Origin of the sequence: Paenibacillus sp. 23TSA30-6 (genome assembly GCF_014858585.1) — a bacterium.
Classification (GTDB): Bacteria; Bacillota; Bacilli; order Paenibacillales; family Paenibacillaceae; genus Paenibacillus.
Map to the genome: position 1 here is coordinate 61,532 of NZ_SLTL01000004.1, position 23,478 is coordinate 85,009.

Here is a 23,478-nt window from a genome sequence, read left to right on the forward strand (position 1 = left end):
GAAAGTTTTTTTTGTATAATAAAAAGAGTACAAATTAAGGAAGTGGACGTCTTGTCAACACGAATCGTCATTAAAATCGGAAGCAGCTCCTTAACCGGAGTCGAGGGGGGCTTGAATCGGGAAGCCATTGCTTATTTTGCCCGCGAAATCGCCGGACTTCGTTCAAAGGGCCATGAAGTGCTGCTGGTTACATCAGGGGCAGTCGCCGCCGGGTTTCGGGAGATTGGGTACCCGTTTCGCCCCAAACTGCTGCATGAGAAACAAGCGGCGGCAGCCGTAGGTCAGGCGCTGCTTATGCAAGCCTATGAGCAGGCTTTTAAAGATTTTGACCTAGTGATCGCGCAGGTTCTGCTAACCCGTAGTGACTTTTTGAGCCGCAAACGAATGAACAATGCCGGAATGACCGTAGAAGAATTGTTGCGCCAGCAGGTTATCCCGATCTTTAACGAAAATGACACTGTGTCGATTGACGAATTGAAATTCGGCGATAACGATATGCTGTCCGCACTGGTTGCCAATCTGGTCAAAGCGCAGCATCTGATTATCATTACGGACACCGATGGCGTATATACGGCAGATCCGCGCAAGCATCCGAACGCCGTACGTTTTGAACGCATCGACGAGATTACCGAGGAAATTTATGCATTGGCTGGAGGTTCCGGGTCAGCCGTAGGGACTGGCGGTATGCGATCCAAGATCGAAGCTGCCAAAGTCGCCACACGCGGCGGTGTGCCTGTGTTTGTAGGACGCGTCAACGCAGACGGCGATCTGGATGCCGCCGTGGAGGGACACGGGCCGGGGACTTATTTTGACACCCACCTCTCTTCCCTGCCGATGAAAAAACAATGGCTTGGCTTCATGTCGACGCCGCTCGGTACGGTGCATGTAGACCAGGGAGCCGAGGAAGCGCTGGTGAATGGTGGTCATAGCCTGCTTCCCGTTGGCGTACGGCGCGTGGAAGGCAGCTTTCATGCCGGAGATGTCGTTGAGGTGCTGGGTCCGGAAAATAAGGTATTGGGGCGCGGCATCGTCAATTATGACGATGGGCAGCTTCGAAGCGTACAAGGATTACCAAGCGGCGAGGTTGTGGGCAAGATCGGCCCCATTCACCGGCTTGAGGTGATTCACAGGGATGAATGGATTACATTATAAATGCGGGGAGGCCGTAACATGAGTGAATTAACGACGAACACAGCCACAACAGATGAAAGCCAGTTCAGTGAAGTACGCGCCAAAGCGACTCTGGCCAAAAAAAGCGCCGGGGTCATGAACCGACTGACGACAGCACAAAAAAACGAAGCGCTGCTCGCCATGGCTGAAGCACTGGTAAATCATACGGAAGAGCTGATTGCAGCGAACAAAAACGACTTAGAGCGTGGACGGGAACTAGGAACGTCGGAATCGCTGCTCGACCGCCTCAAGCTGACTGAGGACCGAATCGGGTCCATCGCCGAAGGCTTACGCCAAATTGTGGAGCTGCCTGATCCGGTCGGTGACACGCTGGAGCATATCGAACGTCCAAACGGCCTTCGTATTGAAAAAATACGCGTGCCGCTGGGTGTCATCGGCATCATCTATGAAGCGCGTCCGAATGTGACGGTAGATGCTGCGGGCCTGTGTCTGAAAACAGGAAATCCGGTTGTGCTGCGCGGTGGCTCGGCTGCTCTATTTTCCAACCGCAAAATCATTGAAGTCCTCCAACAGGCATTGGATACAACTGCTGTACCGCGTGATGCGCTTCAGCTCATTGAAGATTCAGACCGCGCCTCTGTCAATGAAATGCTCACGCTGAACGGCTTGCTGAATGTGATCATTCCACGCGGCGGGCGCTCGCTTATTCAAAATGTTGTTCAGAATTCTACTGTACCTGTCATTGAAACCGGAGCTGGTGTGTGCCACACCTATTTGGACGCTACGGCGGATACACAAATGGCTGAGGCCATTACGCTGAACGCCAAGGTGCAAAGACCGTCCGTATGTAACTCCATGGAAACCCTGCTCGTTCACTCGGATTATGCACAGGCACATCTGACGAGTTTAGCAGAACGCTTCCGTGAGGCCGGGGTCGAGCTGCGCGGCTGCGCACGGACACGGAAACTGGCTCCCTGGGCTGTTCCAGCCACGGAAGAGGATTATGGCACCGAGTATAATGATTACATTATGAACGTCAAGGTAGTAGACCATTTGGACGAAGTGCTGGAGCATATTGCCCGGTACGGTACGATGCACTCGGAGTGTATTGTGACCGCAGATGAAGCCCATGCCGAACGTTTTCTGCAAGAAGTGGACGCGGCAGCCGTGTATCACAATGCCTCCACCCGTTTCACGGATGGCTTTGAGTTTGGATTTGGTGCCGAGATCGGGATCAGTACGCAAAAATTACATGCCCGTGGTCCGATGGGACTGCCTGCGCTAACTTCAACCAAGTATCGTGTGTACGGTACTGGACAAATCAGGGAATAATATCATTTATCAATCCGTATCCTTGGAGGTTATGAAACCATGTGTGAATCACAAACAAAGGCTTTAATTCAAGAGCAAATTACGTTTTTCGGAGCAGGCTCGATGGCAGAGGCTATTATTCGCGGGATGATGGCCCGTTCCGTTGTCAAACGTGGTGGTATTACCGTCATCAACCGTAGCAATCAGGCTCGCCTGGAGGAACTTCAACAACAATATGGGGTGTTGTTCCAAACCGAGGATGCCGCCAAAACCGAGCTGCTGCGCCGTTCTCCGGTGATTGTGCTTGCCATGAAGCCCAAAGATGCTGCACAAGCCCTTGGACAGCTCGGCCCGCTCCTGTCCGATGGACAACTGATCATTTCGGTGATCGCCGGACTGTCCATTCGTACGATGCAAACGTTGCTCGGTCGCAAGCAGCCCATCGCCCGGACGATGCCGAACACATCCAGCTCGATTGGATTGGGAGCCACAGGCATCAGCTTTTCCAAGGAGATTAGCGAAGACCAGCGTAAAAACGTGCTTACGATATTCGAATCTGTGGGTACGGTGACGGTTATAGAAGAAGAGAAAATGGATGTTTTGACCGGCATTTCCGGAAGCGGCCCTGCCTATGTCTACTACTTGATGGAAGCCATGATTGCCGGAGGAATCCGTGGCGGCTTGACTCCTGAGCAAGCGCACGAACTGACGGTGCAAACCGCGCTTGGAGCGGCACGCATGGTACAACAAACCGGGGAGGAGCCTTCTGCCCTGCGCCACAAAATCATGTCACCCAACGGCTCCACGGTAGCTGCGTTGGAAACGCTGGACAAAGGCGATTTCTACGAAACGGTAATTGCAGCGGTACAGCGTTGTGCTGTACGATCCCGTGAGATGGGAGCTGTACTAAAGGAGGGAATTGAATGAGCTATTGCTTGGCGACCTACCGGGTATACGATGACAAAGCCGATTTTAACAAAAAGGCCCAATCCATTGCCATCGGCATGACGGTGGGCAGCTGGACCGAGCTTCCGCAAGCCAAGCGGGACGCAATGCAAAAGCAGCTCGGCTCGGTTCAATCCGTGGACGTTCACGATGGAGGGCCCGGTGAACGGTATGCCGACCTGACCATCGCTTACCCGGATGTCAATTTCAGCCGGGACATTCCCGCACTGCTGGTGACGGTCTTCGGCAAAATTTCGATGGACGGCCGTATCAAGCTGACGAAGCTGGGCTTCTCGGAAGCATTCCGTTCCGCTTTTCCGGGGCCGAAATTTGGTATCAGCGGCTTGCGTGAGCAGCTCGGCGTATATGACCGTCCACTGCTAATGAGCATTTTCAAGTCAGTGATTGGTCTTAATCTGGACGAGTTGAGCGAGCAGTTTACCCGACAAGCCCTGGGCGGCGTCGATCTGATCAAGGACGACGAGATTTTATTTGAAAATACGCTGACGCCGATTGAAAAACGCGTCGAAGTCTGCATCAGAGCCGCCGAAGCGGCTGAGAGTGAAACCGGTAAAAAGCTGCTGTACGCCGCTAATTTAACTGGACCAACCTCACAGCTCAAAGCGCAAGCCCTCAAGGCCATCGACGCAGGCGCAAATGCCCTGCTGTTCAACGTGCTGGCCTACGGCTACGATGTGCTGCATGAACTGAGCAGCGATCCTGCTATCTCGGTGCCGATTGCAGCCCACCCTTCGTTGGCGGGTGCTGCTTATCCTTCGCCGCATTATGGTATTTCGGCATCGGTGCTGCTCGGTCAGCTCATGCGACTGGCAGGAGCCGACCTCGTCCTCTTCCCTTCTCCTTACGGCTCGGTTACGATGCCACGGGAGGAAAACATGGCGATCCGCGATGAGCTGATCACCCCTGAGCTGCCGCTGAAGGCCAGCATGCCTGTGCCATCCGCAGGGATTCACCCCGGCCTGGTGCCGTTAATTGTGCGTGATTTCGGCACAGATGTTGTCGTGAACGCCGGGGGCGGCATTCACGGCCATCCGCTCGGCACCGAAGCAGGTGGGCGCGCCTTTGTGCAGGCGATTGAAGCTGTGCGTCAGGCTATGCCGCTGGCGGAATACGCCCGCACGCACCCCGAGCTGCAATCCGCGCTCGACACGTGGGGAGGCGACCGATGAGTACAGCGAAGAAACCTGTCATTTTTTGCGATTTTGACGGGACGATTACGAACAGCGATAATATTGTCGCCATTATGAAGCATTTTCAGCCTGCGGGCTATGAGCCGATTATGCATAATATTGTGAACGGACAGACGTCCATTCGTGAAGGCGTGGGTGCGATGTTCGCTCTGATGCCCTCGACGCAAAAAGATGAAATCATCTCTTATGTACTTGGACAAGCTGGTATACGCGAGGGCTTTGCCCGTTTTTTGGACTATGTACGTGAACAGGATATTGAATTTTTTGTCACCAGCGGCGGTATTGATTTCTTTATTGATCCCCTGCTGGAGCCTTTCGACATTCCACAGGATCACGTTTACTGCAATGGATCCGATTTTTCCGGCGATCATATTGAAATTACGTGGTCTCATCCCTGTCAGGAGCCGTGTACAAACGATTGCGGTATGTGCAAAACAACTGTAATTCGTCAGTACCCTGCCAAACAGTACGATCGAATTTTGATCGGGGACAGCCTGACGGATTTTGAAGGAGCCAAAATTGCTGACCTCGTGTACTCCCGTTCGCACCTGACTTTAAAGTGTCAGGAGTTGGGCGTACCCCATGTGCCCTTTGAAACATTTGACGACATTATTAAGGATTTAAAGCAAAAACAGGAGCAAGGGGTGCTGTAAATGAGCTATAGCCTGGCAGACATTACGTTGGAAGAAAAACGCCGCGCACTGGAAGAACTCGCTGATATCAAGGAGCTATTCGCATCTCGCAACTGGTTCCCCGGCACGAGCGGCAATTTGTCGATACGGATCGGGGATTTTCATCCTGAACAATTTTATTTTGCAGTTACTGCCAGCGGTAAGGATAAAACCAAGCGGACACCGGAAGATTTTCTGTTCGTGGACCAGTTCGGAAAAGCGGCAGAAGCCACGAACCTCAAACCGAGCGCCGAAACGCTGATTCATTGCGAAATTTACCGCCTGACAGGCTGCGGAGCCGTTTTCCATGTGCATACGGTTTTCAACAATCTCATTTCCGAATATTACGGGGAACGCGGCTCTGTACCTGTACAAGGCATTGAACTCATTAAGGCCTTTAACATTTGGGAGGAAAATGCCGCGATTGACATTCCCGTGCTGCCGAATTACACGGATATTGCTGCGATTGCCAAACTGGTGCCGGGTGTGCTGAATGATCAGGTGCCGGGGATCTTGCTGCGCAACCACGGCATTTATGCGTGGGGGCGTGATGTGTTCGAGGCTAAAAAGCATCTGGAGGCGTTTGAATTTTTGTTTGAAACGACGTACCGCTCCCTGCTGCTGAGACCTTAATAATGAAGAACAACTTGCTACATGCGCGCCTGTTTTAATTAGAAAGTGCAAAGTGAATACAGAGTACGTAGCCCCAGCGAGAGCGGGGGAGCGTTCTCTTTTTTAAAATGCAAAGGCAGCCTTGGACGTGTAAATAAAGTCCCGGACTGCCTTTGTATCATTATGGAATCAACCTGATTATACATGCGGGATAGAGTCTCTAGTTATTTATTTAGTAACCATTGCTCACAAGTATCCGCTCGTAGCTGTAACTCATTAAAAAGCACGCCAGCATGGTAGCCGTCGCAGACAACCATATCCTGTCACAATCCCGGCATATTATTTTGCACTGCTATTAATAAACTCTGATCATCTCATGTAATTAGAGCATGCTGCGAGAAAGGATGCTCCTCAGGCTTTGTGCAGCCTCACGGGGGGCTTCTGCCCATGAGATGGCTGAAATGACCGCTATGCCGTCCGCTCCAGCCTGTAGGACGCTGGCAGCGTTGTCCGCTGTAATGCCACCAATGCCTACCAGCGGAAGGCTAGCACCACCTGCACGCAGCCTGCGGACCAGCTCCGGTCCCTGCACAGGATGTGCATCCGACTTGGAACGAGTCGGGAACATCGGCCCTGCGCCCGCATAATCAGCGCCAGCGCGTACCGCCTGCTCCGCTTCTGTTAGGCTGTGTACCGATACGCCGATGATTTTGTCGCCCATTCGGGAGCGAACGCGGTCTGCCGGCTCGTCATCTTGTCCGAGATGGACGCCATCTGCATCCACAGCCAAAGCAAGCTCGACATCATCATTGACGAGAAATGGAACGTCATACTGATGACACAGCCTCCGGGCGGCTTGAGCAAACTCGTGCAAGCGACTTCCCGTCAGACAGCCCTCACCCTTTTCACGCAATTGAAAAAGGGTCACACCTCCCTGCAACGCTTTCTCCAAAACCACCAGCGGATCACGGCCGCAATTCGCACTCCCCATGACCAAATAAAGACGCAGATGCTCCCGCATACGCCCTATATCAACTCTTGGCATCGCTTTTTTCCTCCCTCATTGCCCTGCTCCATACAGACGCTCCTTCTCCTGTCCAGCGTGCATTCCATGCCCAATGGTTCGTCGGTCCATGCCCACTGCCGATACCCAAGCCCTGCTCAATCGCCGCCTGTATAAAAGCCTTGGCCGTCTGCACTGCCTCGGGTACACTGCGTCCTGCCGCCAATCCAGCCGCCAGCGCCGCCGAAAAGGTACAGCCCGTTCCATGGGTATGCGGGGTATGAATTCTTGCCCCGTCCAGTTCGGTAAAATCGCGCCCGTCGAACAACAAATCCACGGACCGTTCCGCTTCCGAACTGTGCCCTCCCTTGATGATCACGTAGCTGGTCCCCAAATCAGCCAGCATTCGAGCGGCTTCCTTCGCATCCTCACGACTGGAGAGGGTTAAGCCTGTCAACGCTTCCGCTTCCGGAAAGTTTGGGGTGACTACCTTCGCCAACGGTAACAAATACGATTTTAGCGTTTCCACTGCCTCGTCATGAAGTAGAGAAGCTCCGCCTTTGGCGATCATTACCGGGTCTACGACAACATTAGGCCACTGAAACTGGCGAATTTGCACGGCCACCTGACGAATGACCTCAGCCCCCACGAGCATACCCGTTTTAACGGCATCAGGTGGTAAATCCGTACCTATGGACTGTAATTGAGCTTCCACCATGGCAACAGGGACAGGATGAACAGCTTGTACACCGCGTGTATTTTGAGCAGTAACTCCCGTCAGGGCAGACATGCCGTACACGCCCAGCTCCTGAAAGGTTTTTAAATCAGCCTGTATGCCCGCGCCCCCTCCGCTGTCCGAGCCTGCAATGGTCAATGCTTTGTACACCGTATGGGTCATAGTTGTGGCCCCCTGACAACGTCTTGCCGCTTCCAATTCTGCTGCTCATCCTGAATCTGATTTTTGGTATAAAGTAAAATGAATTTCAATATCAAGCGAACCCTGCTCCTTTGATGACAGGAGCCTGCGTTTCTTTCCAGCCAAGAGATATGGTTTTCTGCATGTACATGCTCAAGTGTATGAAATAGCAAAAAAACACTATGCAAAAGCAGAGTGTTCCTACACTAAGGTCCCTGCGCTGGCATTATCCAACAGGTTCATACGGTCTACGACAGAATAGTCGTACTCTCAGCTTGCTTCCGCAGGCTCCCGTGCTATTTTTTTATAATCGTAACCCTTTATACTATAAAAAGCAACGTCCCCTATTGGGGACGCTCCAGCTTAAATTGCTCTCCGAGCTTTGCATAATCATTGCCGGCCAAACGACTCACCGGACGCAGCTCCTTGGCGATTATGTATGTATTTTGATACGCTTCCTCGGACAAATGATACTGCACCACGCGCCCGATCAGCAGATCGCAGGCAGGTGCGCCCTCTGTGCCCCCCAGCGGTATCGCCTGCTCCAGGACACATTCCATGCGTATTTTCGCTTCAACCACGCCAGGAACCGCGATTTTTGTGCTTTTTATCGGCGTAAGTCCGGCTAGTGTGATTTCACTTTCCTCCGGCGACAGACGGGAAGCCGTCACATTCACCGCGCCCACATTGTCCTCATCCGTAATATGAACGACAAAGGCTTTTTGCTCCATCGCATTACGTGCTGTATCCTTGGACACCCCATCGACACGTTGCACGGACACAGACAGAAGCGGCGGCTCGGAAGCTACGATGGAAAAATAACTGAACGGCGCACCATTCAGCACCCCTTCATTGCTCAGTGTCGTCACAAAGGCGACTGGCCTTGGGATAATGCTTCCGCTTAACAGCTTATAATTTTCACGCCCGGTAAGCGTATCAGGATTTAATGCTATCATGGTTTCTCCCTCTTTCCTGGTCACATTCGCATTTACAATCAGATTCAGCATACCCATGTCCACCCGCAGGTTCCCACTCACTAAATGAGCAGCTCACAAGCACTTTGGGTTTCTATTGAAGCTTCTTCTTCTAGTATCGCGTGAATGACGCAGGATGTAAAGCCGGAGCCGAAGAGTCTCTCTATTTTTCAATTATATTTCCCTGATTATCGCGCACGGTAACCGTAATCCCCTCGGGTACAGCAATCGTAACGTCGAGCTGATGCTGGGGTTGCATAAAACGTGTCGGGATTTGGCTCAGTAGCACATACAGCGTATCTCCGATATGCTTTGTCTGATACAGCACCTGTCCTTTTAGTTCATCCTCGTTGCCTGTATAGACATAACTTCCGAACACATGCACCTCTGGTGAGGTGGTTGCGTCAATTTTGACCGCATAGGGATTTTCACCCTGCACGATCACCTTGGTCACTCCGACAGGCAGTTTTTCATGCCAATCAGGAAGGACCCTTGTTTCCTGAACCGAGCTCATCATATCCCTGACTTGCGAAGTAAGTCCCAGTGAACTGACCAAAGCAAATCCGATACAACAAAAAACCAAAACTGCTGTAATAAACATGCTGAACAAATCATAACGGATGCGCTCACGTGTCCCTTTCCACGCCGTATACATTAAAATTTCGAGTCCCAGCAAAACAAAAACGACAGGCCACCACGTCAACGCCTGATCCAATATGCTCGCTCCCCAAAACTTGGAGGCAAACGTTACTCCTCCCAACAAGACCAGAAAAAGTCCCATCGACAGCCTTCCGACCTTCCAAACCCCTGCCGGGGCGTTTGGTGTTTTGGAGGAGCTGCTTTTGTTGGTTGATGTACCAAATATACCTGTAGAGCCTCCTGTATCGCTATGAGGATGATGGACTCCCTTAAAGGGAGCCTCACTCTTTGAAAATTCAGTATCCATTCTATTGTTTCTCCTTTACCCGTTTAGATTTGGAATTACCGATCATCATCCAAATACCACCGCCAATCAACAATAAGGATACGATAATCGTCCGTAGATACATGTCAACCAAATTATAAATCTCTTCGTTCGGGAACAGACGATCCAGAGTAGGAACAAGTACGTTGATCAAGATGTAATAGGCACCCAGCAATAGCAACCCCAAGCCTACCCAGCGGTGATATTGTGCAAACATACCGATCACAGGCTTGTCAATCAACGGCTCCCGTCCATAACGGCTTACTTGCTGCAATGCATCAAAAAAACTGTAAAACCAGACCACCGGAATCAGGAACAAAAAGAGTGAAAGATACAGCACGTCCAGTACATAGATGCCTCCTAAAAACAGAAGCATGAGCTGGAGTCCACGCTTTTGCAAACCGATATACATATGTCCGGCACCGGGAAATACCGATAAAATGGTAGCCAGCATTTTACTTCGGCGTCCCTCGACTCTTCCATGCTCTATTTCCTCAAACAAAGTCCGGTCCTGAAGAATTTCTCCAGCTTGTTTGCGATGTACATGCTGCACCGCATCAAACATGCAATACAGCCAAATGATCGGCAACACGCCCCCAAAGGCCAAAAATCCGGATTCGTTTGTAATGCTAGTAATAAAGACGAGGATCGCTCCAAAGCCAAAGAAGGATAGCAGAAAAGACAAACCACGCTGCATCAAACCTAGATGAAGATGTCCCAATCCAGGAATGAACGAGAGCAAAATCGTAAAAAAGCGTTCATTGTCCGATCCTTTTTGAAAAGCAGATGATCCTGCCATACCATAGTTTCCTTGTTGATAATGGTTATAGCCCGGGCCATATCCCATTCCTGCTTCCGGCGCATCCGTATCTGCGTGTGTTGCCTCCTCCGGTACCTCTCCTGTTAAACCAGCCTGTCCATAAGGTCCACTTTGCGAGTAAAAACCATATGGATTGGGCCCTGCATGAGGGGGGTATGGAGCAGCGACTGCACGAGGATCATAACGCAACAAGCTAATAATGATATGCAGCGTGCTGAGTCCCCAGAAAAGGGCGGCAACAAACATACTGGCCAATAAAGGCATTTCGTCACTTGATACCACTGAAAAAAATAATCCTCCCGCCAGACATCCGAAAAACAAAATGGTGTATACAAACGCATTGGCTTTTCTGGTCCAGTAATAGTGTCCCACACCGGGAATAATGTTCAACAGAAATGCCAGGAGCTTGCTTCGTTCCGTATAAGGCACCGCTACACTTCCTTTCTAATCTTGGGATTTTGATAAAATCCTCATCTGGAGGTTTGAATTAAACCTTTTTTCTGTCACTTTAATTTATTTTAGGGCTTTAATTTGTCCAGCCAGCTTGTCGTAGCCCGCATGACCTCTTCACTGTAAGAGACGCGTTCTTTCGGAGGAACAGGCTTACCGCCGGTTTGCGGCATCATTTTGTCAAAAGCACCACTGGACAGCAAGATCAAAGTCAGGCTTGCTGCAACAACGTAGTGAAACACAGGCTTTTCAAACCAACGACGTTTTTTGAAAATCACTTGACTCGCTTCTGCTTCCATATCGGGAAGAGCAGCCATTACCTGATCTGTGAAGCGCTCCGTATCCATCCAGGCAGAACAATCGTCCAATGTTGATTCTAACTGCTCCAGTGCGGCAAGATATAAAACCAGCACCTGTTCATCTTCCAGCAGAAGCTTTTCCAGCCGTTCAGATTCCTTTGTCGTGCAAGCTCCTGTAATATAGGCGTGCCAGTCATTCATCTGCCCTTCAGTCCACGGTTTATCATGTTGGTCAGTCATTGCCATTCCTCCTCCTTCCAGTGATTTCGAATCCACTGCCGTGCCCGGTAGAGTCTGGACTCCACCGTTTTTAAGGCTACCTGCATCTCTTCTGCAATTTGGTCATATGTTTTGCCCTGCATATAATAGGCCTGGATAATATCCCGATGCTGCTGGGGCAGTTGGGCAATTTTTTGCGATAGTTCCACATTTCGTTCCTCGCGGATCAGACGGACCAGCACATCCTCATCCCGGGAAGGGAGCTGTAGGAGGGTTTCTGTCACATCTATAAGCTCTGCGGGCCGCCTGTCCTGTTTGCGCTTGATATCCAGCGCCTTGTGGAGCGCAATTCGGGTCAGCCACGTTTTAAATCCTTCGTTCCGGTACTGGGGGAGAGACTTATGCACCTGAACGAACGCTTCCTGCGCGGCATCTTCCGCTTCTTTGCTATCATGCAGTACCGAATAGGCCACATGATACACATGCTTGCTGTACAGCTCTACCATCTCACGGAACGCCTGCCGGTCGCCAGACCGTATTCGTTCAATGATTCTCTCTATATCAATGATGCTCTCCCCCTTCCCAATACTATAGACGCCGGAGAATTTTCCTCCCCCTGCATATTTCTAAAAAATATTTAAAAAAGGACACACCCTCCTGTTGGAGTGGTGTGTCCTTTATCGCTAAAGCTGCTGTATGCTAGAATATTTTACTTACATACGTTTAGCTTTTAGTTACTTTAACCAAGCATATAAATCTTTCTGGTGCCTGAAAACCTCGGTCTATCGCTTTAGCTGCGTCCGCCGCCACGGAAACGCTGAGCGTATTCCTTTGCATCTTGTGCATTACGGACACGGTTGCGGCTCCACTCCAGCAAAATGCGGTCAATATACCGGAAATGTACCTTCCCTGCAAACACCGCTTCCTTCAAAGCGAGCAAAATCAGCTCCTCGGAATAACGATCCTGATCCACCCAACTGGTGATCGTCTCGTATTCCATCGGTGACAACGGTCGGCCGAATTCCTTCTCGAAAATCGTAAACAAATTCCGTTCCTCTGAAGGTGAAGATTCCGATATACCATTTAGCACATCCGAGTTCCCAGCAAACAAAATATCATCGTCATCGTACTGCTCCGTGCGCTCGGGTATCATACATTCCGCCAACTTACGGTACATCCCCGTTAGATTGTAGCGTTCGAATTGAACGGACGAGTTGCGGTCCTCCACAGTATCAATCCGCAGAAAACCTTCCTTCATCAGCTTGCTGAAATGGAGCGCAATTTCGTTCGCTGTACATCCGATACGGGTCTGCAATTGTTCCCAGGTTGGAAATTCATTGCGTTCGGCTTGTTTAAAAGCAAGCAACTGCATAAGCAGAAGCATTTCGCCATCCGTCAGCCGAAGCGTCTGGTAATGCTTGAGCAGGGCATAGGGAATCTGGACCATTCCGGCTTCCATAGCAAAGGCTACTCCCTCCGCCCACTCTGCCGCTGATGTCTTGTCGAATGATCCGGTCATTGGTTACGGATACAGACGATACAGCATACGTGGGAACGGAATCGTTTCACGTACATGATCGAGTCCACAAATCCATGCTACCGTACGCTCCAGTCCCAGTCCAAAGCCGGAATGCGGAACGGTGCCGTAGGTGCGCAGATCCATATACCATTGGTAAGCTTCACGCGCCAGGTTATGCTCGTTAAAACGCTCTTCCATCAAGGCCGGATCATCAATCCGTTGGGAACCCCCGATAATTTCGCCATAGCCTTCAGGAGCGATCATATCGGCGCACAGTACAACCTCTGGACGAGTTGGATCAGGCTTCATATAAAATGCCTTAATGTGAGTCGGCCAATGTGTAATGAACACTGGCTTGTTATATCTCTCAGCAATAGCCGTTTCATGCGGAGCGCCAAAGTCCTCGCCCCACGGGATATCGAATCCTTCACCTTGAAGGAAAGCAATCGCCTCATCATACGTAATGCGCGGGAATTCTCCCTGAATTTGCTCCAGCTTCGAAACATCGCGTCCGATCGTTTCAAGCTCTTTTGAACAATTTTTCAGCACTGATTGTACGATATGACTCACAAACTGCTCCTGTACGCGCAAAGATTCCTCATGATCTACAAAAGCCATCTCCGGCTCGATCATCCAGAACTCAATCAGGTGACGACGTGTTTTAGACTTTTCCGCACGGAAGGTTGGACCAAACGAGTATACCTTGCCAAGCGCCATGGCTGCCGCTTCCATATACAACTGTCCGCTTTGTGTCAGATAAGCATCCTCGTCAAAATATTTGATATGGAACAGCTCTGTTGTGCCTTCTGCGGAAGAAGGGGTCAAAATTGGCGGGTCCACCTTTGTGAAACCATTGCCGTTAAAAAATTCCTGTACCGCACGGATAATTTCCGCCCGTACGATCAGAACCGCGCGTTGCTTGGCGGAACGCAACCACAGGTGACGGTGATCCATCAGGAAATCTACACCGTGTTCTTTTGGCGTGATCGGGTAGTTTTCTGTCAAATGAATGATTTCAATGCCCGTTACCGTTAATTCAAAGCCGGATTGGCTACGCGGTTCTTCGCGCACAACTCCGGTAACATACAAAGAGCTTTCTTGTGTCAAGGATTTGGCATCATTCCAAATGTCCTCGGACACCTCGCTTTTCACGATAACCCCTTGAATATATCCGGTACCATCGCGCAGTTGCAGGAACTGGATTTTACCGCTAGATCGTTTATTATTTACCCAAGCGCCGATTGTAACCGTTTCCCCTACATGGCGGCCCACTAGGGCAATCGTACTTTTATTCGTCATGATCGTCTCTCTCCTCTTAACCGAAAATCAAACAGCCCTTCCCCCTGGGTCAGGCTGTTTGCTCTCGCTGTTTGGTACATACGGAACCTATTTAAGTGATAGCCCGTATGCATAAAGTTTAAACTTCGGGTCGAACTACTGAACCAGACGGTACGTGTCGCGGGCAATAACCAGCTCTTCGTTCGTCGGAACGATCAATACATCAACCTTCGAATTTGCTGTTGTAATCCGGCGAGGCTCGCCAGAACGAATAGCGTTCAACGATTCATCCAGCTCGATACCGAGGAATGTCAGTTGCTCCAACACTCTCTTACGCAGAACGACGGAGTTTTCGCCTACACCTGCCGTGAATACGATCACGTCTACCCCATTCATTGCCGCGGCATACGAACCAATGTATTTGCGCAGACGGTATTCATACATTTCAAATGCCAATGTAGAATTAGCTTCGCCTTTTTCCATACCTTCCGTGATTTCACGCATATCACTGCTGATACCGGAAATAGCTAAAAGTCCACTGTGCTTGTTCAGCATGGAGTTGACTTCATTGACGGTCAATTCTTGTTTGTTCATCACATAAGGCACGATTGCCGGGTCCAAATCACCACTACGTGTCCCCATCATAAGTCCTTCCAGTGGAGTCATACCCATGGAAGTATCTACGGACAAACCGCCTTGAACCGCTGTTACACTACCACCGTTACCGATGTGACAAGTGATGATTTTCAACTCTTCCAAAGGACGACCGACGAATTTGGCAGCTTCTTTGCTTACATAATCATGGGAAGTACCGTGTGCGCCGTAGCGACGAACCTTGTACTTATTGTACAACACTCTTGGAATGGCGTACATATAAGCTTTTTCAGGCATGGTTTGATGGAACGAGGTATCAAATACAACAACCTGCGGTACATCAGGCATATTCAATTCAGCCGCTTTAATACCCATCATAGAGGCCGGGTTATGCAATGGCGCAAGGTCGAACAAGCGGCGGATTTCACTCTTCGCTTCAGGCGTTACAACCGCTGACTGCTTGAAAATTTCTCCTCCATGAACAACGCGGTGTCCCACAGCCTGAATTTCATTAGTGCTGGAGATTACACCATGTTCCGCATCTGTGAGTGCATTCAGCACTTTACGGATCGCTGTAGTATGCTCCAGAATTTCGCTAACCTCAGTGTATTCTTCTTTGTTGGTTGGCTTATGCGTCAGGATGGATGAATCCATACCGATGCGCTCGACCAATCCTTTTGCCAGAACGGACTCGTCCGTCATATCATACAGCTGGTATTTCAGGGAAGAACTCCCTGCATTAATTACGAGAATTTTCATACCCGGTCACCATCCTTGTCGTACTTAAAGAAGCCTTCGCCCGATTTCACGCCCAGATTACCTGCACGCACCATTTTCTTCAGGACGATGGACGGACGATATTTCAATTCGCCGAATTCACGGAACATGCGCTCCAGAGCAGCCAAAACGGAATCCAGACCAAAGCGGTCAGCCATTTCCAAAGGACCGCTTTGGAAGCTGTAGCCGATTCGCATAGCATCGTCGATATCTTCAGCGGAAGCTACGCCCTCTTGGAGAACGTGAGCTGCTTCATTAATCAGCAGGCAAATGATACGGCTTGTTACAAAGCCAGGGGATTCATAAATCATAACCCCTTTTTTCTCCACTACTTCTTCAACAAACATTTTTGTGTTTTCAAACGTTTCGTCCGAAGTTTTCAAGCCACGAATAATTTCCACAAGATCAATGCGGGATACTGGATAGATAAAGTGCATACCAATAACACGCTCAGGATACTTGGTCGAGCTGGCAAGCTCGGTCAGGCTCAGCGTGGATGTATTACTTGCAAGAATAATGTTGTTTGGACACACATAGTCCAGTTCTTGGAAAACAGCTTTCTTCTCGTCCAGATTTTCTGTAATGGTTTCAATGACCATGTCACAGCTTCCAAGCTCAGCCAAATGGGAAACTTTCTGGATTCGGGATAAAATCAATTTTTTCTCCGCTTGTGTGATAGCCCATTTTTCCAGTTGCTTGTCCAGACTCGTTTCAATCATATTGTAGGCGTAGTCTAGTTTCTCTGGTGTCTGCTCTACCAACAGCACATCAATTCCTTTGGACGCGAGCATTTCAGAAATACCCTGTCCCATGGTGCCGCCGCCGATGACGCCGATTTTTTTAAATTGCATGGTTCTTTACTCCACCCTTTCCTGGTCACTCTCTTATATTGTATCCTTCTTTGTCGAAAAATACATGTTTATGTCCCAATAGCTAATAATATCTTAGCACGGACTAAAAGTAAAAAAAAATAACCAGCATAAAAAATTATGCTGGTAATAGAGCATTTTCACTAAATTGACATCTAAATTGATCCCCAGACAGGGTTTCTTCCTTCATAAGGATGTCAAGAGAGTTGTCGAACACTGGACGATGCTTTTCGAGCATCTCCAAAGTACGGTTATGAAGGTCGTCCATAATCTCACCATTTTCGCGCATGAGCTCTTCTTTCGTTACCATTTCCATGTTAATAATGCCAAGTGAAGTCAAACCGGAAGTCATCATCGTATGAACAATGTTCAGCGCCTGCTCAAAATCGTTGCTAGAGCCTGTACTGCGACCGCCATAGTACATTTCTTCCGCCGTAGCCCCTGCGAGCGAGATCATGATCTGCTCCTCCAGGAACTGCTTGGTATACAAATAATGCTCTTGCTGTGGATTGTGCCGCACATAGCCGAGCGCTTTCCCACGCGGGCTGAGCGCTACCTGGCTGACACTGCCCGGACGAACGATTTCAGCCATAATAGCATGTCCCAGTTCATGAATCGCTACACGTTTTTTCTCTTCCAACGTTGATTCACGATCCGTTTTCTCACCCATCATCACCTTGTCAATCGCCATCGACAGATGCTTTTGCGCAATCGTTTCCTGTTCCTGTCTCATCGCATAGATTGCCGCTTCGTTCATGACACTTTCCAGCTGTGCACCGGAAAACCCGTAGGATTCCTCAGCAATTTTGTCCAGATTCGCATCTTCCTGAATCGGTTTGTTTTTGGCATGGATTTTAAGAATATGAAGACGGCCCTTCTTATCAGGTAAGTCCACTTGAATATGACGGTCAAAACGCCCCGGACGCGTTAAGGCGCTGTCCAGCATTTCTTTACGGTTTGTAGCCGCAATGATCAAAATGCGCGGAGTATCTGCTGAATAGATGCCATCCATTTCAGTCAGCAACTGATTCAAGGTTTGGTCATATTCACGTTGCTGTCCACCCTCACGCTTGCCGCCAATCACGTCGATCTCGTCAATAAAAATAATAGCATTTTCCTTCTTTTCCTTGGCTGCACGAGTGCGGGCCTCCCGAAACAGCTCACGGACACGGCCTGCACCAACACCTACGTACATTTCAACAAACTCACTGCCTGCAGCGGCAACAAATATAGAATTGGTATAGTGCGCAGCTGCCTTCGCCATCAGTGTTTTCCCGGTTCCCGGAGGGCCTGTAAGCAAAACACCTTTTAATGGACGAATGCCAAACTTGGAAATTTCATCATGCCGATTCAAAAAATCCAGCGCTTCGCGCAGCTCCTGCTTGGCGCTTTCTTGCCCACCGATTTCCTCAAAAGTCAGCTTGTCCGGGCCATTCTTTTTGCGTTTACGTTCTTGCCCGGCCCCTACAGCCAAGCCTCCACGTGCATGCATGAGCATTAACAAGCCGCTAAGCATCACGCCTGCAATCAGAAGGGGGATGATATTCACCCCGATAAAAATGAGAAATATAATGGTCACCGGCACAATGCCGATTAGTGCTTCCTTGATCCATCTAGGCATTAGGCCATACCCCCATTTGCTGAGATTGACGTGGCAAAACGATGAACTTGGTCGCTTTGCCTTCGCTGAGTCGGATATAGACGTTGTTTGAATCCATATCGGTATCGGCCTCGATACCGGTTTTTTTCTTTTTCATCTGCTCGACGGTAGATGAAATTTGGGTGTATTTTTTATTTTCCATCGCTTCCGCTACCGAAAACATGGCCTCAGACCACCACTGGTTCAACGCTGGACTGGAATGATCCGCAATTTCCAGCTTAACTGTACGGCTGCCAATGATGGACTGTCCTTTTTGCTTAACTACATTGACCAATCCGGCGACATCTGCCTGCGGTTTGAGATCCAGATTCAAAACAACCTGATCCGGTTTAATATCTATTTGAGCGCTTGTGACGCCGGGATATTGGGAAACCAGTTTTTCCAGAGGACTCTGCATTGTAAACTGACGGTAAATAAACCATCCTCCAAACAACAGCGATGCTGCCAGAACCGCGGCAACAACGATAGGAACTGCACGTAATTTCAAATAACATCCTCCTCTCAAAATGTAAAACACAGAAGAAACGGGACGAATGTCAACACATAAACCAGAATGCATGATCTACAGGATCAGCAGGTCTTTTTCTATCATTTTTGTCTATCACTTATAAATTATAGTATATCATAACGTATATCTAATATCGAAGGCAATGTGTGGGGGAGTTGTGAGTGGGCAAAATCTTTGGTTATGGTGGTGGGAGACGCTCCGGGAATGATTTGATCTTACGAATCGCTGTTGCCGCCGGATTTTTTTCGATCAGATTCTTATGGGGAAAATCCGGCGGCAAAGGCGAACGCTATCGCTTCTTCAGATTCAAATCCTCCACTCCGCTACTGCATAGCCATAAAGATGAATTTGCCTTAGGAGGGAAGTTGGGTAGGTAAAGATGCTTAGCTGGCTTTCAGCCAAGCTTCGCAGAGTGGCAGTGAAAAAAGACGTAAATACGAAATTTATCGTATTTACGTCTTTTTTTTAGTTTTTTTAGGCGGAAACAAAGATTTTCGTATAGCAATTAGATCTCATACTGTAAGCTAACCTTACACTGTATATAGAGGATTGATTATTACCTCATAGTACAACCTTTAAAGCTTTAAAGAAACATCATCCCGCCGTCGATCAGAGGGGATTGTCCTGTCATGTAATCGGAATCGGGGCCTGCCAGGAAGGATACGAAGGCGGATACGTCTTCTGGTGTAGACAGACGGCCAAGGGCAATTTTGCTGCCGAATTCCTTGGTTGCATCCCCTGTTGCTTCGCCTTTGGATGCCGTAATTTCTTTATCGATACCGCTCCACATTGGCGTTTGTACAATGCCGGGACAGTATGCGTTTGCTGTAATACCGTATTGGGCATATTCCTGAGCAGCGGTTTGTGTCAGAGCACGAACCGCAAATTTGGTCGCGGAGTAAATACCGAGATTGGCATTACCAACATGGCCTGCCTGAGAAGAGGCATTGATGATTTTACCACCATGACCCAGTTCCTTGAATTTGGCGGCTGCCGCCTGAATGCCCCAAAGTACACTGGTCACATTGATGTGGAACAGCTTATCAAAATCAGCCAGCGTAACATCCTCCAATAGCTTGGCGGGAGCAATCCCAGCATTATTTACAATGACATCAAAGCCACCGAGCTTCTCAGATGCTTCCTTTACAGCCGCAAAAACCTGATCCCGGTCGGAAACATCGACTTTAAGGGCAAGCGAGCGCCCTCCTGCCTTTGTAATCTCACCAGCAACACTTTGCGCCGTTTCTTCATTTAAATCTACAACTGCCACTGCGAAGCCGTCTTGGCTCAGGCGTAAAGCAATAGCCCGTCCAATCCCTTGACCTCCACCCGTTACTAATGCAACTTTCCCATCCACTTTTCCCATGTCCATGAATCTCCTTTTTGTACAAGTAGTCATGATAACATAGCCACAAAATTATGGGTTACGTTAGTCTGCACCTATAATTAAACCATTATAAGGAAAAAATTATTATGATCTATGTAATAGACTTCATATTTAACCTGTTTAAGGGAAATTCAAGTGATAGTTGAGCTTGAAAGATACATGCGGAGTCACTGCGCAGGCGGATGGTGCTTCCCATCGCTGTTGCCCCCGGATTTCTAGAATGAGCACACATGGGTAGAAATCCGGGCAGGTGATGCTTTCGAAGCGAGCTTTCCTACGGAAAGCTTTTAAAACGAATACTACCGCTTGTACAGCACCATTCCGCCTACTCCGTTTTTATGTACATTTTCGAGTTCTGCTTATATAACATTTTTTAAGTTAAACACAATCAGTCATTCCATGATAAACACTTACCCAACAAAAAAAGCTAAAAAAGACGTAAATACGAATAAACCGCATTTGCGTCTTTTTTTAGCTTTCAACCATTCTTTTTATAAGACAATGTCTTCATCTTTTTTAGTAAAAACGATTTTCCAGTTCGTACAGAATTAGTTTGGTGTAAAACCCAAAACGGAAATAAGCGCAGCGGCGTCCGTGCCCCCTACCCCAACTCCCCTCCCATAAAAAGAGTGGTGTTTGGAGTGACTCCATAGCGGTCAGCCAGCGGAGTGGGCCATTTGAATCTGAAGAAGCGAAGCGTTCGCCTTTGCCGCCGGATTTTCCCCATAAGAATCTGATCGAAAAAAATCCGGCGGCAAGAGCGATCGTAAGATCAAATGGACTACGCAGCGCTCCTAGCGTCCCTAACACTCCCAAACCACCATCAGCCAGTCCTCACATCACTCTAGTAATTGGGCAAAGTATACTTTACCCCCACCGATCCCCCATCCGAGAAGCGATAAAAGGTATAGTAATGATGACTGCCGTCATCATAAAACAGCTGCCACACATATTGACCGTTAAACACACTCGGCTGAAGACTCACAATATCTGCACCCGGAAGCTGCTGCTGGATCATCGCCGTCATTTTTTGCTCGTCGACTCCGTTTTTCAGTAGCTCGGTATGAACACCACTATTATCTGTGACAGGTACATTCGGTTGGCCCTCCACTTTTTGAAAAGGAACCCACACCATAATATTTTCGTTCTGAGCATTTTTCCCTTGAACTACCCAGTATACCTGATCCCACACCGACTTCCACGTCTGCGTCGTGCTGACCAGACCACCCGATTGCTTGGCCTTTACGATAGCGGCATTTCTCTCGGTCACCTGGTCTTGAGTAACGTAGGAATAATACCAGAAAATGCTGACCAGGACCAGTATGACGGCCAGAATGGCGACCGCTATCCATTTTTTCTTTTTTTTCAAACCTGTGCTTCCTCTCTAAGGGGATGTGACACCTGAATTAGCGCGACAGCAGCCCTTCAAAGGCGGCTTGGGCCTCATGCTTGATACGTTCCTCATCCATAGTCAGGCACTCACCGTTTTTCACAACCTGACGACCGTCTACCCATACATGAGCCACGTCTTTGGCGCTTGCAGAGTATACGGCATGGGAAATGAGATCCGTACGCGGCAGGAAATGCGCCTGATTCAGATCGAGCGCGATAAAGTCTGCCTTGTTGCCTGCTGCCAGCGCTCCTACCTCTTTCAAGCCAATCGACTTCGCTCCGTACTCCGTTGCCAGACGCAACGCCTCACCCGCAGGAACTGCGGTTGGGTCGCCAGATACTCCCTTGTGAATGAGTGCAGCCAGACGCATTTCCTCAAACATATCCAGGTTATTGTTACTCGCGGGACCATCTGTTCCGAGAGAGACAGTAACGCCTGCACGCAGCAGGTCAGGCACTCTTGCCACACCACTTGCGAGCTTCAAGTTGCTGCCCGGATTATGCGAAACCGCTACACCACGTTCAGCCAGCAAAGCTATTTCTTCGTCATTCAAATGAACGCCATGGGCAACAAGCGATGGACGGGAGAAAAAGCCCAGCTTATCCAGATGTGCAACCGGACGCAAGCCGTAATCGCGTACGTTTTGCTCTACTTCGGCAATCGTTTCGGACATATGCGTATGCAACGGCAAGTCCAGATCATGCGCTGCCTGTACGAATTTTTCGATAAACGCAGGCGGGCACGTATACGGCGCATGCGGAGACATCATGGTCGTAATGCGACCGTCTGCTTTTCCATGCCAATTACGCGCAAAGGTCACAGCCTCAGCCAGCTTGATCCGCTGCTCTTCCTCCGAACATAGTCCAATCGCTCCACGCATCAGACTGGCACGGATGCCGGACTCTTCAGCTACACGAGCCACCTCATCCATATGATCGTACATGTCCAAAAAGGTTGTTGTACCACCTTTCAGCATTTCCAGCACGGACAAGGACGTACCCCAGTACACATCCGTAGACGTAAACTTGGCTTCCATCGGCCACATTTTTTCCTGTAGCCATACTTGGAGAGCCAGATCGTCCCCATACCCACGTAGCAAAGACATCGCCGCATGACCATGTGTATTAATCAGGCCAGGTAAAAACAGCAGCCCGTTACCGTCAATCGCGTCCGTCTCTTCCTCACCCGCTGGCAAAGTCTCACCAATGTAGGTGATGCGGCTATCCTCCACGATCATATAGCCGTGGATTACCCCGGCTTCCGGTCTGTTCACGGCAAAGGAGCCGTTTTTAATCATCCATTTATTCGCTGTCATGTTGCGTATCTTCCTTTCCGTCCTCCAAATAATAAGCAAGGCTTAACAAATCCGTTGTAAAATCTGTGGCATGTACCCGAATGTTTGCCGGTGTCTTGAGAGTAGTGGGTGCAAAGTTCAAAATTGCTCCAATCCCACTCTCAATGAGCCTGTCAGCGACGTGCTGTGCTTCAAAATCCGGTACGGTAATAATCCCGATCCGAATGTTTTGTTCCTTCACGGTCGCTTCCAGTTCATCCATCGGCTGTACGACCAGCGTATTGATCCTGGTTCCAACTTTATCTGGAACAGCATCAAATACCGCTACAATTTTCATATTGTCTTTTAAATAAGCATTATAATTCGAAAGGGCTTGCCCCAGATTACCTGCTCCGACCAATACCACGTTAATTTGCTGGTCGATTTTCAGGATATGGCGTATTTTCTCGATAAGATAAGTAACATCATAGCCGATACCCTTACGGCCAAAATCTCCAAAATACGCGAGATCCTTTCGAATTTGAGCCGGATTCAGATCCAGTCTTTGTCCCAGCTCCTGGGAAGAGACCGTAGACACCTCCCGTTTGTGCAGTGCATTCAGATAACGTAAATATACGGGTAACCTCCGTACGACAGCCTCTGAAATTTTATCTGATTTCATACTTGCTCCCCC

25 protein-coding genes are annotated in these 23,478 nt (G+C 49.2%); 7 read left to right on the plus strand and 18 right to left on the minus strand.

Annotated elements, in window-relative coordinates; genetic code table 11:
• Window positions 1-51: 51 nt before the first annotated feature.
• From proB to mtnB, 6 genes are read left to right on the plus strand one after another with little or no spacing between them, the layout of a single operon-like run.
• Window positions 52-1,152 (plus strand): glutamate 5-kinase, encoded by a 1,101-nt coding sequence (proB, locus tag E0698_RS04790; protein ID WP_192510799.1) that lies wholly within the window; start codon window positions 52-54, stop codon window positions 1,150-1,152.
• Between the two features lie 18 nt (window positions 1,153-1,170).
• On the plus strand, window positions 1,171-2,463 hold the full coding sequence (locus E0698_RS04795) for a glutamate-5-semialdehyde dehydrogenase (protein WP_192510800.1): 1,293 nt from the start codon (window positions 1,171-1,173) through the stop codon (window positions 2,461-2,463).
• A 39-nt stretch (window positions 2,464-2,502) separates the two neighbouring features.
• Window positions 2,503-3,369, plus strand: a complete 867-nt coding sequence (proC, locus tag E0698_RS04800; protein ID WP_134913958.1) for a pyrroline-5-carboxylate reductase — start codon at window positions 2,503-2,505, stop codon at window positions 3,367-3,369.
• Window positions 3,366-4,577: a 2,3-diketo-5-methylthiopentyl-1-phosphate enolase gene (locus E0698_RS04805; RefSeq protein WP_192510801.1), complete on the plus strand. Its 1,212-nt coding sequence runs from the start codon at window positions 3,366-3,368 to the stop codon at window positions 4,575-4,577. Before proC ends, E0698_RS04805 begins: the two co-directional genes overlap by 4 nt.
• The gene (locus tag E0698_RS04810) at window positions 4,574-5,251 is read left to right on the plus strand and encodes a 2-hydroxy-3-keto-5-methylthiopentenyl-1-phosphate phosphatase (protein WP_192510802.1); all 678 of its coding nucleotides are present in this window, start codon (window positions 4,574-4,576) and stop codon (window positions 5,249-5,251) included. Before E0698_RS04805 ends, E0698_RS04810 begins: the two co-directional genes overlap by 4 nt.
• Window positions 5,252-5,902, plus strand: a complete 651-nt coding sequence (mtnB, locus tag E0698_RS04815; RefSeq protein ID WP_192510803.1) for a methylthioribulose 1-phosphate dehydratase — start codon at window positions 5,252-5,254, stop codon at window positions 5,900-5,902.
• Between the two features lie 361 nt (window positions 5,903-6,263).
• On the opposite strand, the gene thiE is transcribed toward mtnB, so the two are convergent.
• From thiE to E0698_RS04880, 13 genes are all read right to left on the minus strand, one after another.
• Entirely contained in the window at window positions 6,264-6,926 is a 663-nt protein-coding gene (gene thiE / locus E0698_RS04820; protein ID WP_149093637.1) for a thiamine phosphate synthase, read from the minus strand.
• Complete coding sequence (thiD, locus tag E0698_RS04825) at window positions 6,913-7,782, minus strand: bifunctional hydroxymethylpyrimidine kinase/phosphomethylpyrimidine kinase (RefSeq protein ID WP_149093636.1); 870 nt, start codon at window positions 7,780-7,782, stop codon at window positions 6,913-6,915. The genes thiE and thiD overlap by 14 nt, the downstream gene beginning before the upstream one ends.
• Before the next feature lie 362 nt (window positions 7,783-8,144).
• Window positions 8,145-8,756 carry a flavin reductase family protein gene (locus E0698_RS04830; RefSeq protein ID WP_192510900.1) on the minus strand — a complete coding sequence of 204 codons (612 nt, stop codon included), beginning with the start codon at window positions 8,754-8,756 and terminating at the stop codon, window positions 8,145-8,147.
• A gap of 181 nt (window positions 8,757-8,937) precedes the next feature.
• Entirely contained in the window at window positions 8,938-9,720 is a 783-nt protein-coding gene (locus tag E0698_RS04835) for a hypothetical protein (RefSeq protein ID WP_149093635.1), read from the minus strand.
• A gap of 1 nt (window position 9,721) precedes the next feature.
• Window positions 9,722-10,987 (minus strand): multi-tm2 domain protein, encoded by a 1,266-nt coding sequence (locus E0698_RS04840; RefSeq protein WP_192510804.1) that lies wholly within the window; start codon window positions 10,985-10,987, stop codon window positions 9,722-9,724.
• Between the two features lie 89 nt (window positions 10,988-11,076).
• The gene (locus tag E0698_RS04845) at window positions 11,077-11,547 is read right to left on the minus strand and encodes a hypothetical protein (RefSeq protein ID WP_192510805.1); all 471 of its coding nucleotides are present in this window, start codon (window positions 11,545-11,547) and stop codon (window positions 11,077-11,079) included.
• A complete protein-coding gene (locus E0698_RS04850) occupies window positions 11,544-12,032 on the minus strand; it encodes an RNA polymerase sigma factor (protein ID WP_238353863.1) in 489 nt (162 codons plus the stop codon). The genes E0698_RS04845 and E0698_RS04850 overlap by 4 nt, the downstream gene beginning before the upstream one ends.
• Before the next feature lie 284 nt (window positions 12,033-12,316).
• On the minus strand, window positions 12,317-13,045 hold the full coding sequence (locus E0698_RS04855) for a DnaD domain-containing protein (RefSeq protein ID WP_238353864.1): 729 nt from the start codon (window positions 13,043-13,045) through the stop codon (window positions 12,317-12,319).
• A gap of 3 nt (window positions 13,046-13,048) precedes the next feature.
• Window positions 13,049-14,344 (minus strand): asparagine--tRNA ligase, encoded by a 1,296-nt coding sequence (gene asnS, locus E0698_RS04860; protein ID WP_134913942.1) that lies wholly within the window; start codon window positions 14,342-14,344, stop codon window positions 13,049-13,051.
• Window positions 14,345-14,479: 135 nt separating this feature from the next.
• Window positions 14,480-15,676: an acetate/propionate family kinase gene (locus E0698_RS04865; RefSeq protein ID WP_134913940.1), complete on the minus strand. Its 1,197-nt coding sequence runs from the start codon at window positions 15,674-15,676 to the stop codon at window positions 14,480-14,482.
• Window positions 15,673-16,545 carry a 3-hydroxyacyl-CoA dehydrogenase family protein gene (locus tag E0698_RS04870; protein ID WP_134913938.1) on the minus strand — a complete coding sequence of 291 codons (873 nt, stop codon included), beginning with the start codon at window positions 16,543-16,545 and terminating at the stop codon, window positions 15,673-15,675. Before E0698_RS04870 ends, E0698_RS04865 begins: the two co-directional genes overlap by 4 nt.
• A gap of 136 nt (window positions 16,546-16,681) precedes the next feature.
• Complete coding sequence (locus tag E0698_RS04875) at window positions 16,682-18,184, minus strand: AAA family ATPase (protein WP_192510806.1); 1,503 nt, start codon at window positions 18,182-18,184, stop codon at window positions 16,682-16,684.
• Complete coding sequence (locus tag E0698_RS04880; protein ID WP_192510807.1) at window positions 18,177-18,710, minus strand: hypothetical protein; 534 nt, start codon at window positions 18,708-18,710, stop codon at window positions 18,177-18,179. Before E0698_RS04880 ends, E0698_RS04875 begins: the two co-directional genes overlap by 8 nt.
• Before the next feature lie 182 nt (window positions 18,711-18,892).
• Between E0698_RS04880 and E0698_RS04885 the strand changes: the two genes are divergently transcribed.
• On the plus strand, window positions 18,893-19,108 hold the full coding sequence (locus E0698_RS04885) for a hypothetical protein (RefSeq protein ID WP_192510808.1): 216 nt from the start codon (window positions 18,893-18,895) through the stop codon (window positions 19,106-19,108).
• Between the two features lie 206 nt (window positions 19,109-19,314).
• Here the strand turns inward: E0698_RS04885 and E0698_RS04890 are convergent, their stop codons facing one another.
• The 5 genes from E0698_RS04890 to E0698_RS04910 all read right to left on the minus strand — a co-directional run bounded on the left by E0698_RS04890 (window position 19,315) and on the right by E0698_RS04910 (window position 23,466).
• Window positions 19,315-20,097, minus strand: a complete 783-nt coding sequence (locus E0698_RS04890) for a (S)-acetoin forming diacetyl reductase (RefSeq protein WP_192510809.1) — start codon at window positions 20,095-20,097, stop codon at window positions 19,315-19,317.
• Window positions 20,098-20,634: 537 nt separating this feature from the next.
• Complete coding sequence (locus E0698_RS04895; RefSeq protein ID WP_192510810.1) at window positions 20,635-20,928, minus strand: hypothetical protein; 294 nt, start codon at window positions 20,926-20,928, stop codon at window positions 20,635-20,637.
• A 34-nt stretch (window positions 20,929-20,962) separates the two neighbouring features.
• Window positions 20,963-21,487, minus strand: a complete 525-nt coding sequence (locus E0698_RS04900; RefSeq protein WP_192510811.1) for a cell wall elongation regulator TseB-like domain-containing protein — start codon at window positions 21,485-21,487, stop codon at window positions 20,963-20,965.
• A gap of 37 nt (window positions 21,488-21,524) precedes the next feature.
• A complete protein-coding gene (locus E0698_RS04905) occupies window positions 21,525-22,826 on the minus strand; it encodes an amidohydrolase (protein WP_134913929.1) in 1,302 nt (433 codons plus the stop codon).
• Window positions 22,813-23,466: a redox-sensing transcriptional repressor Rex gene (locus E0698_RS04910; RefSeq protein WP_134913927.1), complete on the minus strand. Its 654-nt coding sequence runs from the start codon at window positions 23,464-23,466 to the stop codon at window positions 22,813-22,815. Before E0698_RS04910 ends, E0698_RS04905 begins: the two co-directional genes overlap by 14 nt.
• Window positions 23,467-23,478: the final 12 nt, after the last annotated feature.

Excerpts from the sequence above, each read along its gene's own strand:
- thiE (WP_149093637.1), bottom strand. The coding sequence starts at position 6,926 with ATGCCAAGAGTTGATATAGGGCGTATGCGGGAGCATCTGCGTCTTTAT.
- E0698_RS04890 (WP_192510809.1), bottom strand. The coding sequence starts at position 20,097 with ATGGGAAAAGTGGATGGGAAAGTTGCATTAGTAACGGGTGGAGGTCAA.
- E0698_RS04875 (WP_192510806.1), bottom strand. The coding sequence starts at position 18,184 with ATGCCTAGATGGATCAAGGAAGCACTAATCGGCATTGTGCCGGTGACC.
- E0698_RS04830 (WP_192510900.1), bottom strand. The coding sequence starts at position 8,756 with ATGATAGCATTAAATCCTGATACGCTTACCGGGCGTGAAAATTATAAG.
- mtnB (WP_192510803.1), top strand. The coding sequence starts at position 5,252 with ATGAGCTATAGCCTGGCAGACATTACGTTGGAAGAAAAACGCCGCGCA.
- E0698_RS04805 (WP_192510801.1), top strand. The coding sequence starts at position 3,366 with ATGAGCTATTGCTTGGCGACCTACCGGGTATACGATGACAAAGCCGAT.
- E0698_RS04870 (WP_134913938.1), bottom strand. The coding sequence starts at position 16,545 with ATGCAATTTAAAAAAATCGGCGTCATCGGCGGCGGCACCATGGGACAG.
- thiD (WP_149093636.1), bottom strand. The coding sequence starts at position 7,782 with ATGACCCATACGGTGTACAAAGCATTGACCATTGCAGGCTCGGACAGC.
- E0698_RS04855 (WP_238353864.1), bottom strand. The coding sequence starts at position 13,045 with ATGACCGGATCATTCGACAAGACATCAGCGGCAGAGTGGGCGGAGGGA.
- E0698_RS04835 (WP_149093635.1), bottom strand. The coding sequence starts at position 9,720 with ATGGATACTGAATTTTCAAAGAGTGAGGCTCCCTTTAAGGGAGTCCAT.
- E0698_RS04865 (WP_134913940.1), bottom strand. The coding sequence starts at position 15,676 with ATGAAAATTCTCGTAATTAATGCAGGGAGTTCTTCCCTGAAATACCAG.
- asnS (WP_134913942.1), bottom strand. The coding sequence starts at position 14,344 with ATGACGAATAAAAGTACGATTGCCCTAGTGGGCCGCCATGTAGGGGAA.
- E0698_RS04795 (WP_192510800.1), top strand. The coding sequence starts at position 1,171 with ATGAGTGAATTAACGACGAACACAGCCACAACAGATGAAAGCCAGTTC.
- E0698_RS04845 (WP_192510805.1), bottom strand. The coding sequence starts at position 11,547 with ATGACTGACCAACATGATAAACCGTGGACTGAAGGGCAGATGAATGAC.
- E0698_RS04905 (WP_134913929.1), bottom strand. The coding sequence starts at position 22,826 with ATGACAGCGAATAAATGGATGATTAAAAACGGCTCCTTTGCCGTGAAC.
- E0698_RS04810 (WP_192510802.1), top strand. The coding sequence starts at position 4,574 with ATGAGTACAGCGAAGAAACCTGTCATTTTTTGCGATTTTGACGGGACG.
- proC (WP_134913958.1), top strand. The coding sequence starts at position 2,503 with ATGTGTGAATCACAAACAAAGGCTTTAATTCAAGAGCAAATTACGTTT.
- E0698_RS04850 (WP_238353863.1), bottom strand. The coding sequence starts at position 12,032 with ATGGTAGAGCTGTACAGCAAGCATGTGTATCATGTGGCCTATTCGGTA.
- E0698_RS04910 (WP_134913927.1), bottom strand. The coding sequence starts at position 23,466 with ATGAAATCAGATAAAATTTCAGAGGCTGTCGTACGGAGGTTACCCGTA.